The sequence below is a fragment of the Variovorax sp. dw_954 genome (assembly GCF_018449755.1).
Classification (GTDB): domain Bacteria; phylum Pseudomonadota; class Gammaproteobacteria; order Burkholderiales; family Burkholderiaceae_C; genus Variovorax.
Genome location: NZ_JAAVVD010000008.1, coordinates 52,786 through 72,426 on the forward strand (window position 1 = coordinate 52,786; position 19,641 = coordinate 72,426).

Genomic DNA, 19,641 nt, shown 5'->3' on the forward strand with positions numbered 1-19,641 from the left:
ATTTTAAGGGCCGCCGGCCCGCGCCTCTTCCTGCTCCATGAACCTCAGCACAGCGCCCACGATTGAATTGGCCGGTCACGGCACGGTACAGCGTTGCCGCGTCGGGGCATGAAACAACTCGCGCTCGATATCGGCCTGGCAACCAGCCCGACCCTGGCCGGCTTCTTCGCCGGTCCGAACGAGGCTGCCGTGCGCCACCTGCAGGTGTGGGTCGGCGAGGGCGCGCAGGCCTTGCATTCGCCGGTGCCCACCTACCTGTGGGGCGACGGCGGTTGCGGCAAGACGCATCTGCTGGAGGCGGTTTCCTCGGCGCTTCATGAGCAGGGCGGCACGGTGGGCTGGCTGCACGCGGACCTCGCGGAGCCGCCGGATTTCGACGAACGCTGGGTCGCCGTGCTGATGGACGATGTGCACCTGTACTCGGCGGTGCAGCAGCACGCCGCGTTCAACTGGTTCGTCAATGCACAGAGCCTGCAGCGCGGCGTGGTGGCAGCCGGTGCGTTGCCGCCGGCCGACCTGCCGCTGCGCGAAGACCTGCGCACCCGGCTCGGCTGGGGCCATGTGTTCCAGTTGCAACTGTTGAGCGAGGCCGAGCGTCGCGCGGTGCTGCGCCGGGCCGCCGACGCGCGCGGCGTCATGTTGTCGGACGAGGTGCTCGACTACATGCTGCACCGCTTCAGCCGCGACCTGGGCAGCCTGATCGAGTTGCTCGACCAGCTCGACGGCTTCGCATTGCGCACCCAGCGCGCCATCACGATCCCGCTGATCCGGGCGATGCTCGAGAACGAATGAGCGGCGCGAGCCGCGAACAGAACCCATGATCAAGAAATTCATAGACAAGCTCCTTGGCAAATCCTCCGGCGCCACGCGCTTCGGCAAACGCCAGGAAGTCCCTGCCAGCGTGCACGGCATCGACCCTGCGCTGGTCGACGAGCGTGCGAAGAACGTCGTCACCACGCTGCAGCAAGCGGGCTACGAGGCCTACGTGGTCGGTGGCGCCGTGCGCGACCTGCTGCTGGGACTGAGGCCCAAGGATTTCGACGTGGCGACCAACGCCACGCCCGAGCAGGTCAAGAGCCTGTTCCGCCGCGCCTTCATCATCGGCCGGCGCTTTCGCATCGTGCATGTGGTGTACGGGCGCGGCCGTGAGCATGAAGTCATCGAAGTCTCGACCTTCCGCGCCTACATGGACAACGCCGCCGCCGAGCAGGTCAAGGGCAACGAGCGCACCAGCAAGGGCGAGCTCGCGAGCATGAAGCATGCGGTGGATTCGTCGGGCCGCGTGCTGCGTGACAACGTCTGGGGCCCGCAGGACGAAGACGCTGCGCGTCGCGACTTCACCGTGAATGCCATGTATTACGACCCGGCCAACCAGGTCGTGGTCGACTACCACAATGGCATCAAGGACGCGAAGAAGCTCACGCTGCGCATGATCGGCGACCCGGCCACGCGCTATCGCGAAGACCCGGTGCGCATCATTCGCGCCATCCGCTTCTCGGCCAAGCTCGCCGGGCTCGGCTTCTCGCTGGAGCCCAAGACCAAGGCCCCGCTCGTCGATTCGAGCAAGCTCTTGGCCGACGTGCCGCAGAGCAGGCTGTTCGATGAAATGCTCAAGCTCCTGCAGACCGGGCACTCGATCGCGACCATCGCGCAGCTCAAGAAGCTGGGCCTGAGCACCGGCATCTATCCGCTGCTCGACGTCGTCGTCGAGCGCGCGGACCAGCCCTTCGTCACCGCCGCCTTGCAGGACACCGACCGCCGCGTCGGCGAGGGCAAGCCTGTCGCGCCGAGCTTCCTGCTCGCCTGCGTGCTGTGGGCCGACGTGCGCGACGGCTGGGCCGCGCGCATCGCAGGTCAGCACGGACAACGCGGCCAGCCCTCGTATCCGGCGCTGCAGGATGCGATCGATGACGTGTTCAATTCGCGCATCGGCGACGTGTCGGGCCGCGGCAAGCTGGCCGCCGACATGCGCGAGATCTGGATGATGCAGCCGCGCTTCGACAAGCGCGTCGGCGCCACGCCCTACAGCCTGGTTGAGCAGGCGCGCTTCCGTGCTGGCTTCGATTTCATGCGCCTGCGTGCGGACGTGGGCGAGGTCAGCGAGGAAATCGGCGAGTGGTGGCAGGAGTTCAGCACCGCCGATGACATGCGCCGGCAGGACCTGATGGACCAGGTGCGCGACGAGCAGAAGAAGGGGCCACGCGTGCGCGTTCGTGCGCCGCAGTCGCAGCAGCCAAAGCAGGAGGTGTCGCAGCCTCGTGCCGCCGCAACGTCCGCGTCGGCGCCGGAGATTGCCGTTCCACCCGATGGCGAGGCTGTCGCGCCGCGCAAGCGCCGGCGCCGCCGCAAGCCGCGCCCGGAGGGCGGTGGCGGCGGCGATCAGAACGCATCTTCGGGCGAGTGAGCATGCGTGCCTACGTCGCCCTCGGCGCCAACCTGGGCGACGCGAAGGCCACCGTGGAGCAGGCAATGGGAGCGCTGGATGGCCTCGCGCAAACGCGCGTCGTGGCGCGTTCGTCCATGTACCGGAGCGCACCCTTCGAGGCATCGGGGCCGGACTTCTACAACGCCGTCGTGGCGCTCGAATCGGGCCTGGATCCGGTCGCCCTGCTGGCCGAATTGCAGCGGCTCGAATCGCAGGCCGGCCGTGAGCGCCCGTACCGCAATGCGCCGCGCACGCTGGACCTGGACCTGCTGCTGCATGGCGCCTGCGCGCTCGACACGCCCGCGCTGACCTTGCCGCACCCGCGCATGCTGCAACGCGCGTTCGTGTTGCTGCCCCTTGCCGAGATCGCGCCAGACCTGGTCACGCCGCAACAGATCGCGGCGGTGGCAACCCAGGCGATAGAGCGCATTTGAGGTCGAGTGGTTCGCGACGAGAGGACGCAATCTGTTACACCAAATCCGGATCCTTGTCCAGTCCGCGGGCTACGGCCTAACCCTATTACACTTGCGCGGTTTTTCACAGCGGCGTCACGGACATGTGGTAGCCGCAACACTCCCAGGAGAGGCCATGTTCGGCAAGCTGCTGCCCCGCGAGGGGAATTTTTTCGAGATGTTCAACCAGCATGCCGACCGCATCGTGGAGGCGGCGCGTGCTTTCGAGCAACTGGTTGCCAACTACAACGACGTGCACCTGCGCGAGCAGTACAACCGCGACGTCGATAACGCTGAGCGTGCCGCCGATCGCGTGACCCACGACGTCAACCGCCTGCTGCACAAGACCTTCATCACGCCGATCGACCGCGAGCAGATCCACAAACTCATCAACACGATGGACGACGTGGCTGACCTGATCCAGGACTCGGCCGAAACCATGGCGCTGTACGACGTGCGCCACATGACCGATGAAATCGTGCGCCTCACCACGCTGAGCGTGAAGTGCTGCGACAAGCTGAAGGACACCGTCAAGTTCCTCGGCCGCATCGCCGAACCGGCCATCGCCGAGGCTGCGCTCAAGGGTTGCGAGGAAATCGACCGCATCGAATCCGATGCCGACCGCGTCATGCGCAGCGCCATGAGCAAGTTGTTCCGCGAAGAGCCCGACGTTCGCGAAGTGATCAAGCTCAAGGCGATCTACGAACTGCTGGAAACCATCACTGACAAGTGCGAGGACGTCGCCAACGTCATCGAAGGCATCATCCTCGAGAACTCCTGATGGAAGCGGTTCAGGTCAGCTTCTGGGTGGTCGCCCTGCTGGTCGCGCTGGCGATCGGCTTCGACTTCATGAACGGGTTCCACGACGCGGCCAATTCGATCGCGACCGTGGTGTCCACCGGCGTGCTCAAGCCGGGCCAGGCGGTGGTGTTTGCGGCCTTCTTCAACCTGATTGCGATCTTCATCTTTCACCTGAGCGTGGCCGCGACCGTCGGCAAGGGCATCGCGGACCCGGGCGTCATCGACGTGCACGTGGTGTTCGGCGCGCTGGTCGGGGCCATCAGCTGGAACCTCGTGACCTGGTACTACGGCATTCCGAGCAGTTCGTCGCATGCACTGATCGGCGGCATCGTCGGCGCGGTGATTGCCAAGTCCGGCTCCGGCGGACTGGTGGCCAGCGGCATCTGGAAGACGGTGGCCTTCATCTTCGTGTCGCCGCTGCTGGGCTTTTTCCTCGGCTCGATGATGATGGTGCTGGTGGCCTGGATCTTCCGCAAGTCGACACCGTCGCGCGTGGACCGCTGGTTCCGGCGGCTGCAACTGGTCTCGGCCGGTGCCTACAGCCTGGGCCACGGCGGCAACGATGCGCAGAAAACCATCGGCATCATCTGGATGCTGCTCATCGCCACCGGCTATGCCACTGCCAGCGATGCCAATCCGCCCACCTGGACCATCGTGAGCTGCTACACCGCGATCGCGCTCGGCACCATGTTTGGCGGCTGGCGCATCGTGAAGACCATGGGGCAGAAGATCACCAAGCTCAAGCCCGTCGGCGGCTTTTGCGCCGAGACGGGTGGAGCGCTGACACTCTTCCTCGCGACCGCGCTAGGCATTCCCGTGTCGACGACGCACACCATCACCGGCGCCATCGTCGGCGTGGGCTCGGCGCAGCGCGCCAGCGCGGTGCGCTGGGGCGTGGCGGGTACGATCGTGTGGGCGTGGATCTTCACGATTCCGGCGTCGGCCTTCGTGGCCGCGATCGCTTACTGGGTCAGCTTGCAGTTGTTCTGACCATCTCTGCATTCGGACGAGACGTCTGCGCGAACCGCTTCCGTCATCGCGACCTGGTGCGCCTGACGGGCTGCGTGGCCTACTGCGAAATCTTCCGGCCTTCCTCGACCTGGTATTCGAAGTAGCGCTGGAAGCTGAACGCGATGCTGGCCATCAGGATCGTGCTGCCAAACAGCAACGCCAAGACCACCGCCCCGATCGTCAGCCACTGCGTGCGGCCCGGCGGCGCGTCGAGCGGCGCACTGGCGTTGTAGCGGGCATTCCACTTCTCCGGCGTCATCAGGCCGTAGACGATGGCCGTCAGGGCGCAGCCCGCGATGGTGAAGCCGAGCAGCGGCACCAGCACCCAACTCCATGCGTCGTCCATCCCGTACATCCGGGCGCGCTCCAGGCCGTAGGCGCCGAGCGCAGTCGGGATGGGCAGCAACCAACCGGGCAGGCTGCCGAGGCCGCGCAGGTAGAAGCAGTGCAGGCCCAGCGGCCCGCCCAGGAAGGCGAGCCACGCGGCAAAGGTCTTGTTCTTCATTCGGGGTTTGTCGTGCTGCCTTGGCCGATCACTTTTTCCATCAGGACGATGTCGCGCCATTGGCCGAATTTCCAGCCGCAATCCTTGAGCACCCCGACGTGGCCGAAGCCCTGCGCGCGATGCACGCCGACGGAGCCGAGGTTTGCGGAATCGCCGATCACCGCGATCAGCTTGCGCACGCCGACAGCTTCCGCTGCCAGCGTCAGTTCGGCGAGCAGTTTCGCGCCCAGGCCCTGACCGCGCGCTGATTCGGCGATGTAGATGGAGTCCTCCGCTGAGAAGCGATAGGCCGGACGCGGCTTGAACCAGTTGCAATAGGCAAAGCCCACCACCTCGCCGTCCTGTTCGGCGACAAGGTAGGGCAGGTTTTTGGAGAGCACATCGGTGCGGCGCCCGGTCATGTCGGCCTCGGTCGGTGGCTCGGTTTCGAAGGAGCCGGTGCCATGCAGCACGTGGTGGGCGTAGATGGCGGTGATGGCTGCGACGTCTTCGTCGCGGCTCGGGCGAATGGTGAGCATGGGGAAGGGGAAAACGAGAAAAACGGCCTGTTGCCGGAGCAGGCTATAATAGAAGGCTTTTCAGCGTGTCGCTGGCCGGGTGGTCATTGCGCGTGTCTCAACGCTGAAAGAACTCGCTGGAAGAAATTCCACCACCCCAAGGATAAAACATGGTCGTCATTCGACTCTCCCGCGGCGGCTCCAAGGGCCGTCCGTTCTTCAACATCGTCGTGTCGGACAAGCGCGTTCGCCGCGATGGCCGTTTCATCGAGCGCCTGGGTTTCTACAACCCGATTGCCAAGGAAAACGAAGAAAGCATCCGCATTGCGCAAGACCGCCTGACCTACTGGAAGAGCGTCGGCGCCCAGGCTTCGCCCACCGTGGCACGCCTGATCAAGCAAGCCGCCGCAGCGGCTCCCGCGGCGGCAGCCTAAGCCGCGCCGGCGATGCTGACCACGCTCGAAGCCGCCGAACTCCCGGCGGACGCGATCGAGGTAGGGCGCATCGCCGATGCCTGGGGCATCAAGGGCTGGTTCAAGGTCCTGCCCCACAGCGCCCGACCCGAGGCGCTTTTCTCCTCCAAACGCTGGTTCCTGCAAGCCCCCGGTGCAGCCGCCGGCGTTTTCCGCTTGCCCATCCGGGAAGCGAAGGACCATTCCGACTGCATCGTCGCCTGCTCGGAAGAGGTAGTGGACCGCACTGCGGCCGAGGCCCTGCGCGGCGCGCGCGTGTTCGTGCCGCGTTCGAGCTTTCCCACGGCGGGCATTGACGAGTACTACTGGGTCGACCTGATCGGCCTGGACGTTGTGAACCGCGAAGGCGTCAAGCTCGGCACGGTGCGCGAGTTGCTCGCCGCGGGTCCGCAGACCACGCTGGTGCTGGCGGCGGAAGAGGGCGGCGTCGCGGTCGAGCGGCTGGTGCCATTCGTCTCGGCATTCGTCGACAGCGTCAATCTGGCGGGCCGGACCATCACGGTCGACTGGCAGCCCGACTACTGAACGGCCTGCCGTCCCGCAGCCGGCGCATCCATGCGCTTCGACGTCATCACGCTTTTCCCCGAACTGTTCGCTCCATTCCTCGTGAGCGGCGTGACGCGCCGCGCCTACGAATCGAAGCAGGTCGAGGTGGTGCTGTGGAATCCGCGCGACTTTGCCGCAGGCAACTACAAGCGTGTGGACGACCGGCCCTTCGGTGGCGGCCCGGGCATGGTGATGATGGCGGAGCCGCTGTCCGCCTGCCTGGACGCCGTGCTGGCTGCGCGCGGCGAAGCGCCAGTGCCGGTTGTGCTGTTCTCCCCCATCGGCGAAAAGCTGCAGCACGCTGCAATCGAGCAATGGTCCGGCAGTGCTGGCGCGGTGCTCGTCTGCGGCCGCTACGAGGGCATCGACCAGCGCTTCATCGACGTCCGCGTCACGCACCTGATCAGCCTGGGCGACTTCGTACTGTCGGGCGGCGAGATTCCCGCCATGGCCCTGCTCGATGCGGTCGCGCGCCTGCAACCGGGCGTGCTGGGCGACGAAGCGAGCCATGTGCAGGACAGTTTCAATCCGGCACTGGACGGCCTGCTCGACTGCCCCCACTACACGCGGCCCGAGCAATGGCAGGGCCGGCCGGTGCCGGCGCCGCTGATGTCGGGCCATCATGCGAAGATCGAGCGCTGGCGACGCGACCAAAGCCTGGCTATCACCTCTGCGCACCGCCCCGAATTGATCGAGGTGGCGCGCGCCGCAGGCCGCCTGGACAAGGTCGATGAAGCTGTGCTCAAAAAAAAGCTATAATCTTTGGTTCCCCGATCCTCTGGCCGGCCGCGTCCGCAATCATCCACTCTGCTGGATTCGATCAGCGAACGCCTTTAGTGCAGCGCGGACAAGATCAATCACAGGAAATCATGAACCTCATCCAGACCCTCGAGCAGGAAGAAATCGCCCGGCTCAACAAGAAGATCCCCGATTTCATGCCTGGTGACACCGTCATCGTGAGCGTGAGCGTCGTCGAAGGCACCCGCAAGCGCGTGCAGGCCTACGAAGGAGTCGTCATTGCCAAGCGCAATCGCGGCCTCAACAGCGGCTTCACCGTGCGCAAGATCTCCAGCGGCGAAGGCGTGGAGCGTACGTTCCAGACCTACAGCCCGTTGATCGCCGGCATCGAAGTCAAGCGTCGTGGCGATGTGCGCCGTGCCAAGCTGTACTACCTGCGCGAGCGCAGCGGCCGGTCGGCACGCATCAAGGAAAAGCTGCCGGGCAAGTCGACCAACGCTGCCGCCGCCCAATAAGCTGCGCCTTCCGTTGTGCAAAAAGCCGCCAGTCCAGGCGGCTTTTTGCATTGGGCCCGGCCCATGTCTTGCATTGAAATTCCAAGGAGCCTCAACTGACCGACCGATCCCCCATGGAATCCGCCGCCGTTGTCGAACCCGCCACCACCATTGCGGCTGCGTCCCTGCTTTCCTTCGACCCGCGCGCAGTGCCGGTGGTGGCCGTCGACCGCGGTCTGCCGGCGGTCGCTCGTGCCGAACTCACGCCCGCGGCGCTGCGCGCACGCTTTGCCGCGCCACCCGATTGGGTGCCGGAACTGCGCCGCGAACCCCGTCTGATGGATCGGGCCCCGGCGCAGGCAGCGGTGCTGGTGCCGATCGTGCTGCATGACGGCGAGCCCACGGTGCTGTTGACCGAGCGCGCGTCGCGCATGACGACGCACTCGGGCCAGGTCGCGTTTCCGGGGGGGCGCGTCGACCCTGAAGATGCCAACGTCGCTGCCGCGGCGCTGCGCGAAGCCTGGGAAGAAGTGGGGCTGTCGGCTGGATATGTCGAGATTCTCGGCAGCCTGCCGACCTACACCACCGTGACTTCATTCATCGTCACGCCGGTGGTGGCGCTGGTGCAGCCGGGCTTCACGCTGATGCCGAACCCCGACGAAGTGGCCGATGCCTTCGAGGTGCCGCTCGCGTTCCTGATGGACCCCGCCAATCACCGCCGCCATGCGATGCCCGATGCCGAGCGCAAGTCGCGCGAGTGGTACTCGATGCCTTACCAGGATGGGGTGAACGAGCGCTTCGTGTGGGGTGCGACAGCGGGGATGCTTCGCAACCTCTATCGCTTCCTGATCGCCTGAAAGAAACCCACCCGCGAATGTGCCTGCGGCGCTCCCTCGAGAGTGCGCACCCGGCAGCCCGGCAACGCGCCTTCCGCGGGCACCCACGAAGGGGCTCTTTACCTGACTCCCGGGACGCGTGACGAGGGGCGCTGGATCGGAAATCGAGCGGTGCTCGCTATCATCGAAACATGAGTTTCTTCGCCATCCTGTGCGCTTTGCTGATCGAGCAGGTCCGGCCGCTTGCGTATCACAACCCGGTCTACGGTGCCGTATTGGCCTGGACGCGCTGGGTCAGTCGCAACTTCGACGCCGGCAAGTCTCACCACGGCTGGATTGCCTGGGGCTTGGCGGTCGGCTTGCCGACGCTGTTTTCATTTGGCATCTACTGGGGGCTGGTGCTCACGCTGGGCCTGCCTTTTGCGGTGGTCTGGAGCATCGCAGTGGTCTATACGACGCTGGGATTCCGGCAGTTCAGCCACCACTTCACCGGCATTCGCGATGCCCTCGACAGCGGCGATGATCCGCTCGCGCGATCGCTGCTGGCCCAGTGGCAACGGGTCGATGCTGCCAACCTGTCGCGCAGCGAAGTCATCCGGCGGGTGATCGAGCATTCGGTGATCGCGGCGCATCGGCACGTGTTCGGCGTGCTGGCCTGGTTCTCGATTCTTGCGGCGTTCGGCCTGGGGCCGGCTGGCGCGGTGTTCTACCGCATGAGCGAGTTCGTGGCGCGGTACTGGGCCCACAAGGATGGCGCATCGGTGCAGCCGTCGAGCAAGTGGGTCCAGCATTCGTCGGCCGGCGCCTGGAATGCGATCGACTGGGTGCCGGCGCGCATCACTGCGCTCGGTTTTGCGGTGGTGGGCAGCTTCGAGGACGCGATCGATTGCTGGCGCAATGATGCCCGGCGTTTCCCGGATCCCAACGACGGCGTGATCCTGGCCGCGACCTCGGGCGCGGTGAATGTGCGGCTCGGCGGCGGCGGGCTGCGGCCCGCGCCTGTGACCGATCCGCTCTCGCGCGCCCAGGCGGGCGAGTCGATCGCGAGCATCCATGGGCCGGACAGCGGCAGCACGCCGGGGCGCGAGCCCGAGCCGGGACACCTGCGCAGCGTGGTCGGGCTGGTCTGGCGCTCGGTCGTGATGTGGATGCTGTTGCTTGCGTTGCTCACGCTGGCCCGCTTGCTGGGCTGATCGATGTCCGCATCCCAGCCGAGCTTCTACAGCCCGCGCCTCGCCGCGCTCGAGCCGTACGTGCCCGGCGAGCAGCCGCGCATCGCGAGCTTGGTCAAGCTCAACACCAACGAGAACCCGTATCCGCCGTCGCCGCTCGCTGTCGATGCCGTCCAACGCGCTGCGGCGGCGGGGCTGGAGCGCTATCCCGATCCGGAGTCGCTGGAATTGCGTGAAGCGGTGGCACGGCGGCATGGTCTCCACGCCGATCAGGTGTTTGCCGGCAACGGCTCCGACGAAGTGCTGGCGCATGCGTTCTTCGCGTTCTTCCGGCAGGGCGAGCCGCTGCTGTTCCCGGATGTGACCTACAGCTTCTACCGCGTCTACGCACAGCGCTACGACATCCCTTGCGAGTTGCTTCCGGTGGACGATGGCATGCGCATCGACGTCGATGCGCTGGCCGCGCGTGCCGCGCGTGGCTGCGGCGGCATCGTGCTGGCCAATCCGAATGCGCCAACCGGCATCGGCCTGCCGCTCACGCAGATCGAGCGCCTTCTGCAGGCTTGCCCGGGTCGAGTGGTGCTGGTCGATGAGGCGTACGTCGATTTCGGCGGCGAAAGTGCGTTGCCGCTCGTTGCGAGGTATCCGAATCTGCTGGTGGTGCAGACGCTTTCCAAGTCGCGCGCCTTGGCGGGCCTGAGGGTTGGGTTCGCGTGCGGCCAGGTGCACCTGATCGAGGCCATGACGCGCGGCAAGAATACTTTCAATTCGTACCCGCTGGGGCGCCCCGCGCTGGCCGGCGCCGTGGCCGCGCTGCAGGACGAAACCTGGTTCGACCGGACCTGCAAGGCCGTCATGGACACGCGCGAAGGCTTGAGCCTGCAACTGGAAGACCTGGGCTTCGAGGTGCTCCCATCGCAAGCGAACTTCGTCTTTGTGCGGCACCCGCAACATGACGCAGGCGAGATGGCCGCCGCGCTGCGCGAGCGCGCCGTACTGGTGCGGCACTTTGGCGCGCCGCGGATCGCCCAGTACCTGCGCATCAGCATCGGCACGCGCGATCAGTGCGGTGCGCTGATCAACGCACTGAACGGCATCCTCGCGCCCTGAATCGACTCATACGACTTCGCGATCAAACGCATGACTGCGTTGGGTCGCCTTGCCGTGCTACAGCACTGTCTGCGGCGCCTCGCCTTGTTCTGCGCTTGATTTCAAAGTCGTATCAGGGGAAGCGCCGCTGGCTCAATTCGGCAAAAAGCTCGCCGTAGATCCGGTAGCGCGTTGCGCTGATCGGGCCGGGCTGCGTGGCGGTTTCCACGTGAGGAATCACGCCGCAGCCGGGTTCATGCAAATGCGTGCAGTTGTAGAACTTGCAGTTCGATGCGTGCTCGGCAATGTCGGGCATCAGGCTGGCCAGTCGCATCGGCTCGATGTGATTGAGGCCGAATTCCTGGAAGCCCGGTGAGTCGATCAATGCCGTCTCGCTGTACTTGTCGACCCAGTACCAACTGGTGCTGGTGGTCGTGTGCTTGCCGGAATTGAGCGCCTTCGAGATCTCGCCGGTCTGGGCCAGCGCGCCGGGCACCAGCAGGTTGATCAGCGTGCTCTTGCCTGCGCCGGAGGGGCCGAGCACCAGCGTTGTCTTCCCGGCAAGCAGCTTGAGCAGTGACGCATGGTCGACCTCGCCGGATGCCTTCAGCGACAGCGGCAGTACGCCGTGGTGCATGCGCCGGTAGGGCGCCAGCCGTGCCCAGGCGCGTTCGAAGGGGACGACCAGGTCGCTCTTGTTGAGGGCGATGATCGGCGCGATGCGCTCGGCCTCGGCCGCGATGAGCGCGCGCGCCAGTTGGTGCTCGGAGAATTCCGGTTCGGCCGCGATCAGGATCAGCACATGGTCCAGGTTTGCGGCAAAGGACTTGGTGCGGATTTCGTCCTGGCGGTAGAAGAGGTTGCGGCGCGTCTCGACGCGCTCGATCGTGCCTTCGTCCTCACTCGCCTGCCAGCGCACGCGGTCGCCAACGACGGCCTGGCTCTTCTTGCCGCGCGGATGGCAGATCACCTGTTCGCCCTCGGGCGTCTCGACCACGCAGTGCCGGCCGTGACTGGCCACCACGATGCCGACATCCAGTTCGGCCATGGCCGGCGCGCTGTGCTGCTTAGCCACCGGCTTGTTCCATGGTTGCGGCGGCGTTCAATGGGCGAGCAGCGCGTCGGCTTGCGTGGCGCAGTCGAAGTCGCTCGACGAGATGCCGCCGACATCGTGCGTGTTGAAGCGGACCACGCAGCGGTTGTAGTGCACGGAGAGGTCGGGATGATGGTCTTCGCGGTGCGCGATCATCGCCAGCGCATTGACGAAGGCGATCGTCTCGAAGTAGTTGGCGAAGGTGTAGGTCTTCTCGATGGCAACGTTGGCGCCGTCGCCGGCGAGCTTCCATCCGTCGAGGCGCGCGAGGCTGGCCACGACTTCGGTGGCGCTCAGCGCGCGGCGCGCATGGCCTTTCCATTCCTTGGCCTTGAACATGCTGGTGGACATTCCCGGGGATTCCGTTCGGATCAGCTGGCGGCCATGCGCGCGAGGCGCTCGGACGCAGGGGGGTGCGAGTAGTAGAACTTCACGAACACCGGATCGGGTGTCAGCGTCGCCTTGTTGTCGTCATAGAGCTTGAGCAGGGCGGCGCGCAGGTCGTTGCCGTTGGTCTGGGCCACGGCATAGGCATCCGCCTCGAACTCGTTGCGCCGCGAGAACTGCGCGAACAACGGTCCGATGAGGAAGGTGAACACCGGGATCGCCAGCATGAACAGCAGCAGCGCGAGGCCGTTGTTGGGCGCGGCCATGTTCGGCTGCACGCCCAGTCCGGTATAGAACCAGGACTGCGCGCAGAGCCACCCCAGCAACGCGAATCCGATCAGGCTCATCGTGAACGACAAGGCGAGGGCCTTGATGATGTGGTGCCGCTTGTAGTGGCCGAGTTCATGCGCGAGCACGGCTTCCATTTCGCCGGCGCTGAGCTGGCGCAGCAGCGTGTCGTAGAACACGACGCGCTTGTTGGCGCCGAAGCCAGTGAAGTAGGCGTTGGAATGGGTGCTGCGCGTGCTTCCATCCATCACGAACAAACCCTTGGCGACGAAGCCGCAGCGCTTCAGCAGCGCGGTGACGCGCGCCTTGATCGTGGGGTCGTCCAGCGGCTTGAACTTGTTGAAGAGCGGCGCAATCAGGTTGGGATACACCAGTTGCGCGAGCAGCATGAAGAGGGCGACCGCACCCCAGGCCCAGATCCACCACAGGGCGCCGGTGGCGCCCATGAGCCACAGGACCAGCGCGGTGATCGGCAGTCCGAAGGCGATGAACAGTCCCGCCTTGATCAGCGCATCCAGCACCCAGCGCTTCCACGTCATCTTGTTGAAGCCGAAGCGTTCTTCGAGCACGAAGGTACGCCAAAGCGCAAACGGCAGTTCGAGGAGGCTGCCGATGGCCGTGAATGCGCCGAGCAGCGCCAGTTGCTGCACCATGCCGCCGCCCAGCCAGGCGAGCAGCGCCTTGTTGAGCAGGTCGACGCCGCCGAGCAACGTCCAGGCCAGCAACAGGGCGGCGCCCCAGGCCACTTCGATCAGGCCGAAGCGGGCCTTGGCGATGGTGTAGTCGGCTGCCTTCTGGTGCGACTCGAGCGTGATGGCCGAGGCATAGTCGGCCGGAACGACGTTTCGGTTTTTCGCCACATGGCGGATCTGCCTTGAGGCCAGCCAGAACTTCAGCAACAAGTCGACCAGCAGGGCGGCCGCAAAGGCGGAAGTGAAAAGGAGTGAGGCATTCATGGGCCGCCGAGTTTAGTCGTCGCGCCCGGAGCCGGCGAGCCTTCGACGACAATCCCACGATGCCCGAATCGACAGAACAGACTCCCCCGACCCTGAAGAAAAGCGACCAGAACCTGGTCTGGCTCGACTGCGAGATGAGCGGGCTCGACCCCGAGAAGGAACGCCTCCTCGAAATCGCCGTGGTCGTCACCGGCCCCGACCTGACGCCGCGCATCGAAGGCCCGGTGCTCGTCATCCACCAGACTGACGAGGTGCTCGACGCCATGGACGCCTGGAACAAGGGCACGCATGGGCGCAGCGGCCTGATCGACAAGGTCAAGGCTTCCACCCTGGACGAAGCGGCCGCCGAAGAGCAGTTGCTGGAGTTCATCAAGGGCTACATCCCCAAGCAGGGCTCGCCCATGTGCGGCAACACCATCGGGCAGGACCGCCGCTTCCTCGTCAAGTTCATGCCCAAGCTCGAGGCCTACTTCCACTATCGGAACCTCGACGTCAGCACCCTGAAGGAAATCGCCAAGCGATGGAAGCCGACGGCCTACAACGGCTTCAAGAAGCAGCAGGCGCACACTGCGCTGGCCGATGTTCATGAGTCGATCGATGAACTAGTTCACTATCGGGAAACGTTACTGAATCTTGAATGATTAGGTAAATACCCGAATTCGTGCCACAATCTAGGGCTTCGCTACACGTTGTAGCGACTTCTTGCATCTCCCCGTCTTGCACTAGCGCCCAAACGAATGGGCCCGGCTTCGCGAAAGCGATCGCTGTATGTCGTTGGATGGTTGATGTTTTTAACCACCCGACGGGGCGCCGCCTGCGGCAGCGCTCGCGTAGAGAAAAAAGTTACATGACCGACGCTTTTGAAGCGCAGGGCGAGTTCGCGCCTGTGCAATCCGCATCCGCATCCATCAACGATTTCGCGCCCGTGGAGTCGCATTCCGACATCACCTTGCTCGACACGCTCGACGTGGCCGCAGTGCCCGCCGACGAACCCAAGGCGCCCAACGGCTTCATCCGCCTCGGCCTCGCCCAGGAACTGGTCGCCGCCGTCGCCGACCTCGGCTTCGAGCAGCCGACCACCGTGCAGGACAAGGTCATTCCCCTGGCCATGGGCAGCGCCGACGGCGCCGCCAAGTTCATCGACCTGATGGTCTCGAGCCAGACCGGCAGCGGCAAGACCGCCGCCTTCCTGCTGCCCGTTCTGCACACGCTGCTGAAGCAGGAAGCCGAAGCCGAAGCCGCCGCCAAGGCCGAGTTCCAGCGCCAGTCCGACGAAGCCATCGCCCGCGGCGAAGCACCGCCGAAGAAGGCCAAGCGCAAGGACCCGACCAACACGCGCAATTTCAAAGCCGCCACCCCCGGCGCCCTGATCCTGTGCCCGACGCGCGAACTCGCGCAGCAAGTCGCGCACGACGCGATCGACCTGGTTCGCCATTGCCGCGGCCTGCGCGTCGCCAGCGTGGTCGGCGGCATGCCGTACCAGCTGCAGATCGCCAAGCTGCAGAACGCCAACCTGGTGGTTGCAACGCCCGGCCGCCTGCTGGACCTGCAACGCTCGATGCAGATCAAGCTCGACCAGGTCCAGTTCCTGGTCGTCGACGAAGCCGACCGCATGCTCGACCTGGGCTTCTCGGACGACCTCGCCGAAGTCAACCAACTCACCATCGAGCGCAAGCAGACGATGATGTTCAGCGCGACCTTCGCGCCGCGCATCCAGCAACTCGCCGCCCGCGTGATGCGAGCGCCGCAAAAGGTGCAGATCGATTCGCCGCAAGAGAAGCACGCGAACATCAAGCAGTCGCTGTTCTGGGCCGACAACATGGTCCACAAGCGCAAGATGCTCGACCACTGGCTGCGCGACACCACCATCAACCAGGCGATCGTTTTCGCCAGCACCCAAGTCGAGTGCGACGGCCTCGCCAACGACCTGCAACAAGACGGCTTCAGCGCTGTCGCACTGCACGGCGCGCTGAGCCAAGGCCTGCGCAACCGTCGCCTGATGGCGCTGCGTCAAGGCCAGGTGCAGATCCTCGTCGCGACCGACGTGGCTGCCCGCGGCATCGACGTGCCGACCATCACGCACGTGTTCAACTTCGGCCTGCCGATGAAGGCCGAGGACTACACCCACCGCATCGGCCGCACCGGCCGTGCTGGCCGCGACGGCATCGCCGTCACGTTCGCCGAGTTCCGCGATCGCCGCAAGATCATGGACATCGAGCACTACAGCCACCAGAACTTCAAGGCCGAGACCATTCCTGGCCTGGAACCACAGCAACGCATGCCGCAGTCGCGCCCGCAAGGCTTCGGCGGCGACCGCGACCGTGGCGCCCCGCGCGGCGACTTCCATTCGCGTGACCGCAAGTTCGGCGGCGGCAATGGCGGTGGCCATCGCAGCGCCCCGAGCGGCGGCTATGCCGGCGCCAGCGGCTTCAACGACCGTGGCGCGCGTCCCCCGATGGGCGGCGGCGCCCCGGCACCGCGTGGTTTTGGTGGCGGCCGCGACCGTGATGAAGGCAGCTTCGGCCGCAAGCCGGGCTGGGGCGACAACGCCGCACCGCGCGGCAACTTCGGCGGCGGTGGCCGCAACGAAGGCTTCGGCGCACCGCGCGGCAACGGCGGTGCTGGCAAGGTCTTCGTGCCGCGCGACGCGCAGCAGAAGCGTGGCTTCAAGCCCAGCCGCTGATCAGCGAATAGCACCATGAAAAAGGCCCGCTGCCGAAAGGAGCGGGCCTTTTCCAATTCGGCATTGCGTCAATCAACGCCAAGGGGCCAGTTCTTCGCGCGGTTCGAGTGACCAGTTGGCCATGGCCTTCTCGGCTTCGCGTGCGTTCTGTTGGTCGATGCGGCGCGCCGCAAGCTGGGCCGACATCTCCAGCTTCTTCAGGTCGCGCTTCGTGAGTTCGTCGTTCGGCGCGTAGCTGAAGCAGCAGAGGGTGCCGTACACGCGGCCATCGTTCAGGATGATCGGCGTGCTCAGGTGCGCGCCGACGGGGAAGGGCGTCGCGGGCAGGTCCGCCGAGAGGGCATGGGCGGCTGCGTTGGCCACCATGCGCGGCAGGCGGCCGTCGATGACGCGCTGGCAGAAGCTTTCTTCGAGCGGATCGGACTGGCCGACTTCGATCGGGCGCTTGCGGGTGCCGGTCTCCACGCGCCGGAACACACGCCGGTTGTCCACGAACTCGGAGACGAACACCACGTCCATCTTCAGGTGCTCGCGCAGCAGGCGCAGGACGTCGGGAACCACGTCGCTGATCAGGGCGTCAGCGCCTTCCGGCGTGGCCACCAGCAGCTCGGAGATGCGGACTTCCAGCATGTCCGGTTCGTATCCGTGGTCTTTGGTTAACAAGTTCAATGAAATGGCCCTCAAGCATGATCAGTTGAATCAAGTTTAGACAAGGAAACATTGTTTTCGCCAGCATACTGGCGCCGTGCCCCTCAACCTTTTGCATCGCCTGGCTGATCAAAAGCTTCCCGTTGCCGTCACGCATGGCAGGGATGTGGATTCGGTGCGCGTGCTCGCCCTTGCCGGGCACGTCAAGGCGTCCATTCCAAAGCCGGTGCGAACGCTCGACGGCTTCGACCAACCGCCAGCGGTGGTCGCTTCGATCACATCGCTGGGGCGCAGCATGATCAAGCGCTTTCCGAGGCGGTAGGGCGGCAATGGCCTCGGCGCGCCACGCCAAAAAATACCCGCCGAAGCGGGTAAAGGAGTCCAGCGCAAGATTAAAGCCGGGCTCTGAGGAATCGAGGTCCCGTGAAAGCCTGCCATCCGCGCACAATTCGCCGACTGTGTCGTCGTTGGCTTCGGCCGAAGGCAGCCCGGGGCTGCCCGCACAACGACGTTACTTCGGCGTGCCGCCCTGAGTTGAACGGCGCTTCTTGGTGCCATCCTTGTTGGTGCGGCGCGTGTCGCGGGTTTCGGCGCGCGCTTCGCCACTGGTTGCAGCCTTGTCTGTGCCGATTGCACCGCCTTCAGGGGTCTTGGCAATGTCCCCGGCCGGAGCCTTCACCTGACCTTGGGCCTTCGAGTTTTTCTTGGCCTCAGCGCGTTGCTGCGACTTGCTGTTGGTGGCGTTGCCTTGCTCATCCGAGGTGCCGGAAGGGTTCTGGGCATACGCACCTGCTGCGAAAAGGCCGGCGATCATGACGGCGAGAAACTTGCTCATGAAAAATGTCCTTCGGAAGTTGGTTTTAAGAACCTCTTGATCAACAGAGAGGTATGCCGACAACGAGCGATCTTCAATGTGCGTTGACAGTGTTTCAACACGGCAACTTTGAAGTAACCCCGCCTGCATCCTGCCTACTTTTTACCTCTGCCCTCTGCCAATTGCAACGCACGGTTAATTCCTCGGTGAGAAGCGGCGCCGCGAATCTGAACGGCGCTCTAAGTGAAACGCCGGGCTTGATGCCGGGCCGAGGAAGGTCGCGACAGGAGTTTCGATGGTCGAGAAATCGGCGCGGCGCACCCGCCGCACGCACACGCCGGCGTTAAAGGCTCAGGCGGCGGTGGCCACTTTGTGTGAAGACGAGACTCCGGCCGAACTTGCCACGCAGTTCGAGTTGCATCCCAATCATGGAGCGGAAGCGGCAATTGCCCGGGCACGCGGCCCAAGCCTTCGGCGGCGGCGCAGCGGCGCCAGCCGAACCGGTCGACCTGAGCCCGCCGCACGCCAAGATCGGGCAGTTGACGCTGGAGCCAAAGGTGGCGTGACACGATTGCACCCGAACTACGCAGAAGGCTCGGCAATGAAAAAAGCCTGCTACCGATGAGATAGCAGGCTTTTCAACGCTGACGCGAGTGTTGGTGGTGGGCCCTGAGTGACTCGAACACTCGACCTACGGATTAAGAGTCCGCTGCTCTACCAACTGAGCTAAGAGCCCCTGAGTTCACATTGCTGTGATCAGGATTGGGTGGGAAGTGTCTATTGCCGGCATCCGGTTCAAGAACAACATCCTGTTCATCCAAGCCCGCTAGTATAGCATGGTTTTTGGAGAGGTTCGGTGTCTCGCGGGCTCGCTTCGCAACTTTCAGACATGCGCATCCATCCTGCCTCGTCGCGACAGGGCGCGGCGCTAGGATGCGCGCCTCATCCCACCTTCCCGCGCTTTCACCGCTACACCTCAAGGACGCCTCCATGACCGAGCCTACTTCCACTCCCGCGCATGTCGTGTTGACCGGCGCCGCAGGCGCGCTTGGCCGCGCAGTCGCACAACAGTTCCTCAGCATGGGTGCGCGCGTTGCCTTGCTCGATCACCACGCCGACAAGCTCGCCGATGCCTTTCCCGGACTCGACAATTCACGGCACTTGCTGATGGCCTGCGACGTGACCTCTGCGCCATCGATGCATGAGACTTCGGCGAAGGTTCTAGAGTCGTTCCGGCACGTCGATACCCTGGTGCACGTGGCGGGTGGCTTCGAGATGGGCGCGCCGGTGCAGGCGCTGGAGCGTGCGAGCTGGGACCGGATGATGAACCTCAACGCCTGGTCCTTCGTCGCGGTGAGCCAGGCTTTCGTGCCGGCCATGATCGAACGCAAGAGTGGTTGCGTGGTCGCGGTCTCTGCCGGGTCCGCCTCGCGTGGCCTGGCCGCGATGTCCGCCTATGTGGCATCCAAGAGCGCGCTGCAGCGCCTGGTGGAAGCGTCGGCCGTGGAACTGAAGCCGCACGGGATTCGCGTCAATAGCATCGCGCCCACGATCCTGGACACCCCGGCCAATCGGCAGGCGATGCCTGACGCCAATCCTGCCGATTGGGTGTCCACCGCAGTCGCCGCGCAAACCATCGCGTACCTTGCGTCGGCGGGTGCGGCGGCGCTGCATGGGCAGCACCTGCTGCTGGACTGACAAAAGCAAAGGCCCAGGCAGATGCCGAGGCCTTC

General features: G+C 65.1%; 23 protein-coding genes and 1 tRNA gene. 16 read left to right on the forward strand and 8 right to left on the reverse strand.

The window, feature by feature from the left end; genetic code table 11:
* Positions 1-108 precede the first annotated feature (108 nt).
* From hda to HB681_RS14510, 5 genes are all read left to right on the forward strand, one after another.
* Entirely contained in the window at positions 109-792 is a 684-nt protein-coding gene (gene hda / locus HB681_RS14490) for a DnaA regulatory inactivator Hda (RefSeq protein ID WP_213955542.1), read from the forward strand.
* A gap of 25 nt (positions 793-817) precedes the next feature.
* The gene (gene pcnB / locus HB681_RS14495) at positions 818-2,404 is read left to right on the forward strand and encodes a polynucleotide adenylyltransferase PcnB (RefSeq protein ID WP_213955543.1); all 1,587 of its coding nucleotides are present in this window, start codon (positions 818-820) and stop codon (positions 2,402-2,404) included.
* A 2-nt stretch (positions 2,405-2,406) separates the two neighbouring features.
* Positions 2,407-2,859, forward strand: a complete 453-nt coding sequence (folK, locus tag HB681_RS14500) for a 2-amino-4-hydroxy-6-hydroxymethyldihydropteridine diphosphokinase (RefSeq protein WP_213955544.1) — start codon at positions 2,407-2,409, stop codon at positions 2,857-2,859.
* A 154-nt stretch (positions 2,860-3,013) separates the two neighbouring features.
* A complete protein-coding gene (locus HB681_RS14505) occupies positions 3,014-3,658 on the forward strand; it encodes a DUF47 domain-containing protein (protein WP_213955545.1) in 645 nt (214 codons plus the stop codon).
* Positions 3,658-4,668 (forward strand): inorganic phosphate transporter, encoded by a 1,011-nt coding sequence (locus HB681_RS14510; protein ID WP_213955546.1) that lies wholly within the window; start codon positions 3,658-3,660, stop codon positions 4,666-4,668. The genes HB681_RS14505 and HB681_RS14510 overlap by 1 nt, the downstream gene beginning before the upstream one ends.
* Before the next feature lie 79 nt (positions 4,669-4,747).
* Here the strand turns inward: HB681_RS14510 and HB681_RS14515 are convergent, their stop codons facing one another.
* Positions 4,748-5,194: a hypothetical protein gene (locus HB681_RS14515; RefSeq protein ID WP_213955547.1), complete on the reverse strand. Its 447-nt coding sequence runs from the start codon at positions 5,192-5,194 to the stop codon at positions 4,748-4,750.
* Positions 5,191-5,712 carry a GNAT family N-acetyltransferase gene (locus tag HB681_RS14520; protein WP_213955548.1) on the reverse strand — a complete coding sequence of 174 codons (522 nt, stop codon included), beginning with the start codon at positions 5,710-5,712 and terminating at the stop codon, positions 5,191-5,193. Before HB681_RS14520 ends, HB681_RS14515 begins: the two co-directional genes overlap by 4 nt.
* A gap of 149 nt (positions 5,713-5,861) precedes the next feature.
* On the opposite strand from HB681_RS14520, the gene rpsP reads away from it, so the two are divergent.
* From rpsP to hisC, 7 genes are all read left to right on the forward strand, one after another.
* Positions 5,862-6,125: a 30S ribosomal protein S16 gene (gene rpsP / locus HB681_RS14525; protein ID WP_213955549.1), complete on the forward strand. Its 264-nt coding sequence runs from the start codon at positions 5,862-5,864 to the stop codon at positions 6,123-6,125.
* Positions 6,126-6,137: 12 nt separating this feature from the next.
* A complete protein-coding gene (rimM, locus tag HB681_RS14530) occupies positions 6,138-6,689 on the forward strand; it encodes a ribosome maturation factor RimM (protein WP_213955550.1) in 552 nt (183 codons plus the stop codon).
* Positions 6,690-6,719: 30 nt separating this feature from the next.
* Positions 6,720-7,469: a tRNA (guanosine(37)-N1)-methyltransferase TrmD gene (gene trmD, locus HB681_RS14535; RefSeq protein WP_213955551.1), complete on the forward strand. Its 750-nt coding sequence runs from the start codon at positions 6,720-6,722 to the stop codon at positions 7,467-7,469.
* Between the two features lie 110 nt (positions 7,470-7,579).
* A complete protein-coding gene (rplS, locus tag HB681_RS14540; RefSeq protein ID WP_213955552.1) occupies positions 7,580-7,963 on the forward strand; it encodes a 50S ribosomal protein L19 in 384 nt (127 codons plus the stop codon).
* A 113-nt stretch (positions 7,964-8,076) separates the two neighbouring features.
* The gene (locus HB681_RS14545) at positions 8,077-8,799 is read left to right on the forward strand and encodes a CoA pyrophosphatase (RefSeq protein WP_213955553.1); all 723 of its coding nucleotides are present in this window, start codon (positions 8,077-8,079) and stop codon (positions 8,797-8,799) included.
* A gap of 170 nt (positions 8,800-8,969) precedes the next feature.
* Complete coding sequence (locus HB681_RS14550) at positions 8,970-9,971, forward strand: CobD/CbiB family protein (RefSeq protein WP_213955554.1); 1,002 nt, start codon at positions 8,970-8,972, stop codon at positions 9,969-9,971.
* Between the two features lie 3 nt (positions 9,972-9,974).
* The gene (hisC, locus tag HB681_RS14555) at positions 9,975-11,060 is read left to right on the forward strand and encodes a histidinol-phosphate transaminase (protein WP_213955555.1); all 1,086 of its coding nucleotides are present in this window, start codon (positions 9,975-9,977) and stop codon (positions 11,058-11,060) included.
* 112 nt (positions 11,061-11,172) lie between these two features.
* Here the strand turns inward: hisC and rsgA are convergent, their stop codons facing one another.
* The 3 genes from rsgA to HB681_RS14570 are packed head-to-tail and all read right to left on the reverse strand — an operon-like array spanning position 11,173 to position 13,763.
* Positions 11,173-12,087, reverse strand: a complete 915-nt coding sequence (gene rsgA / locus HB681_RS14560) for a ribosome small subunit-dependent GTPase A (protein WP_213955755.1) — start codon at positions 12,085-12,087, stop codon at positions 11,173-11,175.
* 54 nt (positions 12,088-12,141) lie between these two features.
* Complete coding sequence (locus HB681_RS14565) at positions 12,142-12,483, reverse strand: 4a-hydroxytetrahydrobiopterin dehydratase (RefSeq protein ID WP_213955556.1); 342 nt, start codon at positions 12,481-12,483, stop codon at positions 12,142-12,144.
* Between the two features lie 20 nt (positions 12,484-12,503).
* Positions 12,504-13,763: a M48 family metallopeptidase gene (locus tag HB681_RS14570; RefSeq protein ID WP_213955557.1), complete on the reverse strand. Its 1,260-nt coding sequence runs from the start codon at positions 13,761-13,763 to the stop codon at positions 12,504-12,506.
* Between the two features lie 59 nt (positions 13,764-13,822).
* On the opposite strand from HB681_RS14570, the gene orn reads away from it, so the two are divergent.
* Both orn and HB681_RS14580 read left to right on the forward strand, forming a co-directional pair.
* Positions 13,823-14,404: an oligoribonuclease gene (orn, locus tag HB681_RS14575; RefSeq protein ID WP_213955558.1), complete on the forward strand. Its 582-nt coding sequence runs from the start codon at positions 13,823-13,825 to the stop codon at positions 14,402-14,404.
* 206 nt (positions 14,405-14,610) lie between these two features.
* Entirely contained in the window at positions 14,611-16,446 is a 1,836-nt protein-coding gene (locus HB681_RS14580; RefSeq protein WP_213955559.1) for a DEAD/DEAH box helicase, read from the forward strand.
* A 72-nt stretch (positions 16,447-16,518) separates the two neighbouring features.
* Here the strand turns inward: HB681_RS14580 and HB681_RS14585 are convergent, their stop codons facing one another.
* On the reverse strand, positions 16,519-17,076 hold the full coding sequence (locus HB681_RS14585; protein ID WP_213955560.1) for a GAF domain-containing protein: 558 nt from the start codon (positions 17,074-17,076) through the stop codon (positions 16,519-16,521).
* Positions 17,077-17,191: 115 nt separating this feature from the next.
* On the opposite strand from HB681_RS14585, the gene HB681_RS14590 reads away from it, so the two are divergent.
* Positions 17,192-17,416, forward strand: coding sequence for a hypothetical protein (locus HB681_RS14590; protein ID WP_213955561.1), 225 nt, complete (start codon positions 17,192-17,194; stop codon positions 17,414-17,416).
* A gap of 189 nt (positions 17,417-17,605) precedes the next feature.
* Here the strand turns inward: HB681_RS14590 and HB681_RS14595 are convergent, their stop codons facing one another.
* Positions 17,606-17,929: a cell envelope biogenesis protein TolA gene (locus HB681_RS14595; RefSeq protein WP_213955562.1), complete on the reverse strand. Its 324-nt coding sequence runs from the start codon at positions 17,927-17,929 to the stop codon at positions 17,606-17,608.
* 639 nt (positions 17,930-18,568) lie between these two features.
* A tRNA-Lys gene (locus tag HB681_RS14600) sits at positions 18,569-18,644 on the reverse strand.
* A 254-nt stretch (positions 18,645-18,898) separates the two neighbouring features.
* On the opposite strand from HB681_RS14600, the gene HB681_RS14605 reads away from it, so the two are divergent.
* The gene (locus HB681_RS14605) at positions 18,899-19,606 is read left to right on the forward strand and encodes an SDR family NAD(P)-dependent oxidoreductase (protein ID WP_213955563.1); all 708 of its coding nucleotides are present in this window, start codon (positions 18,899-18,901) and stop codon (positions 19,604-19,606) included.
* Positions 19,607-19,641 lie beyond the last annotated feature (35 nt).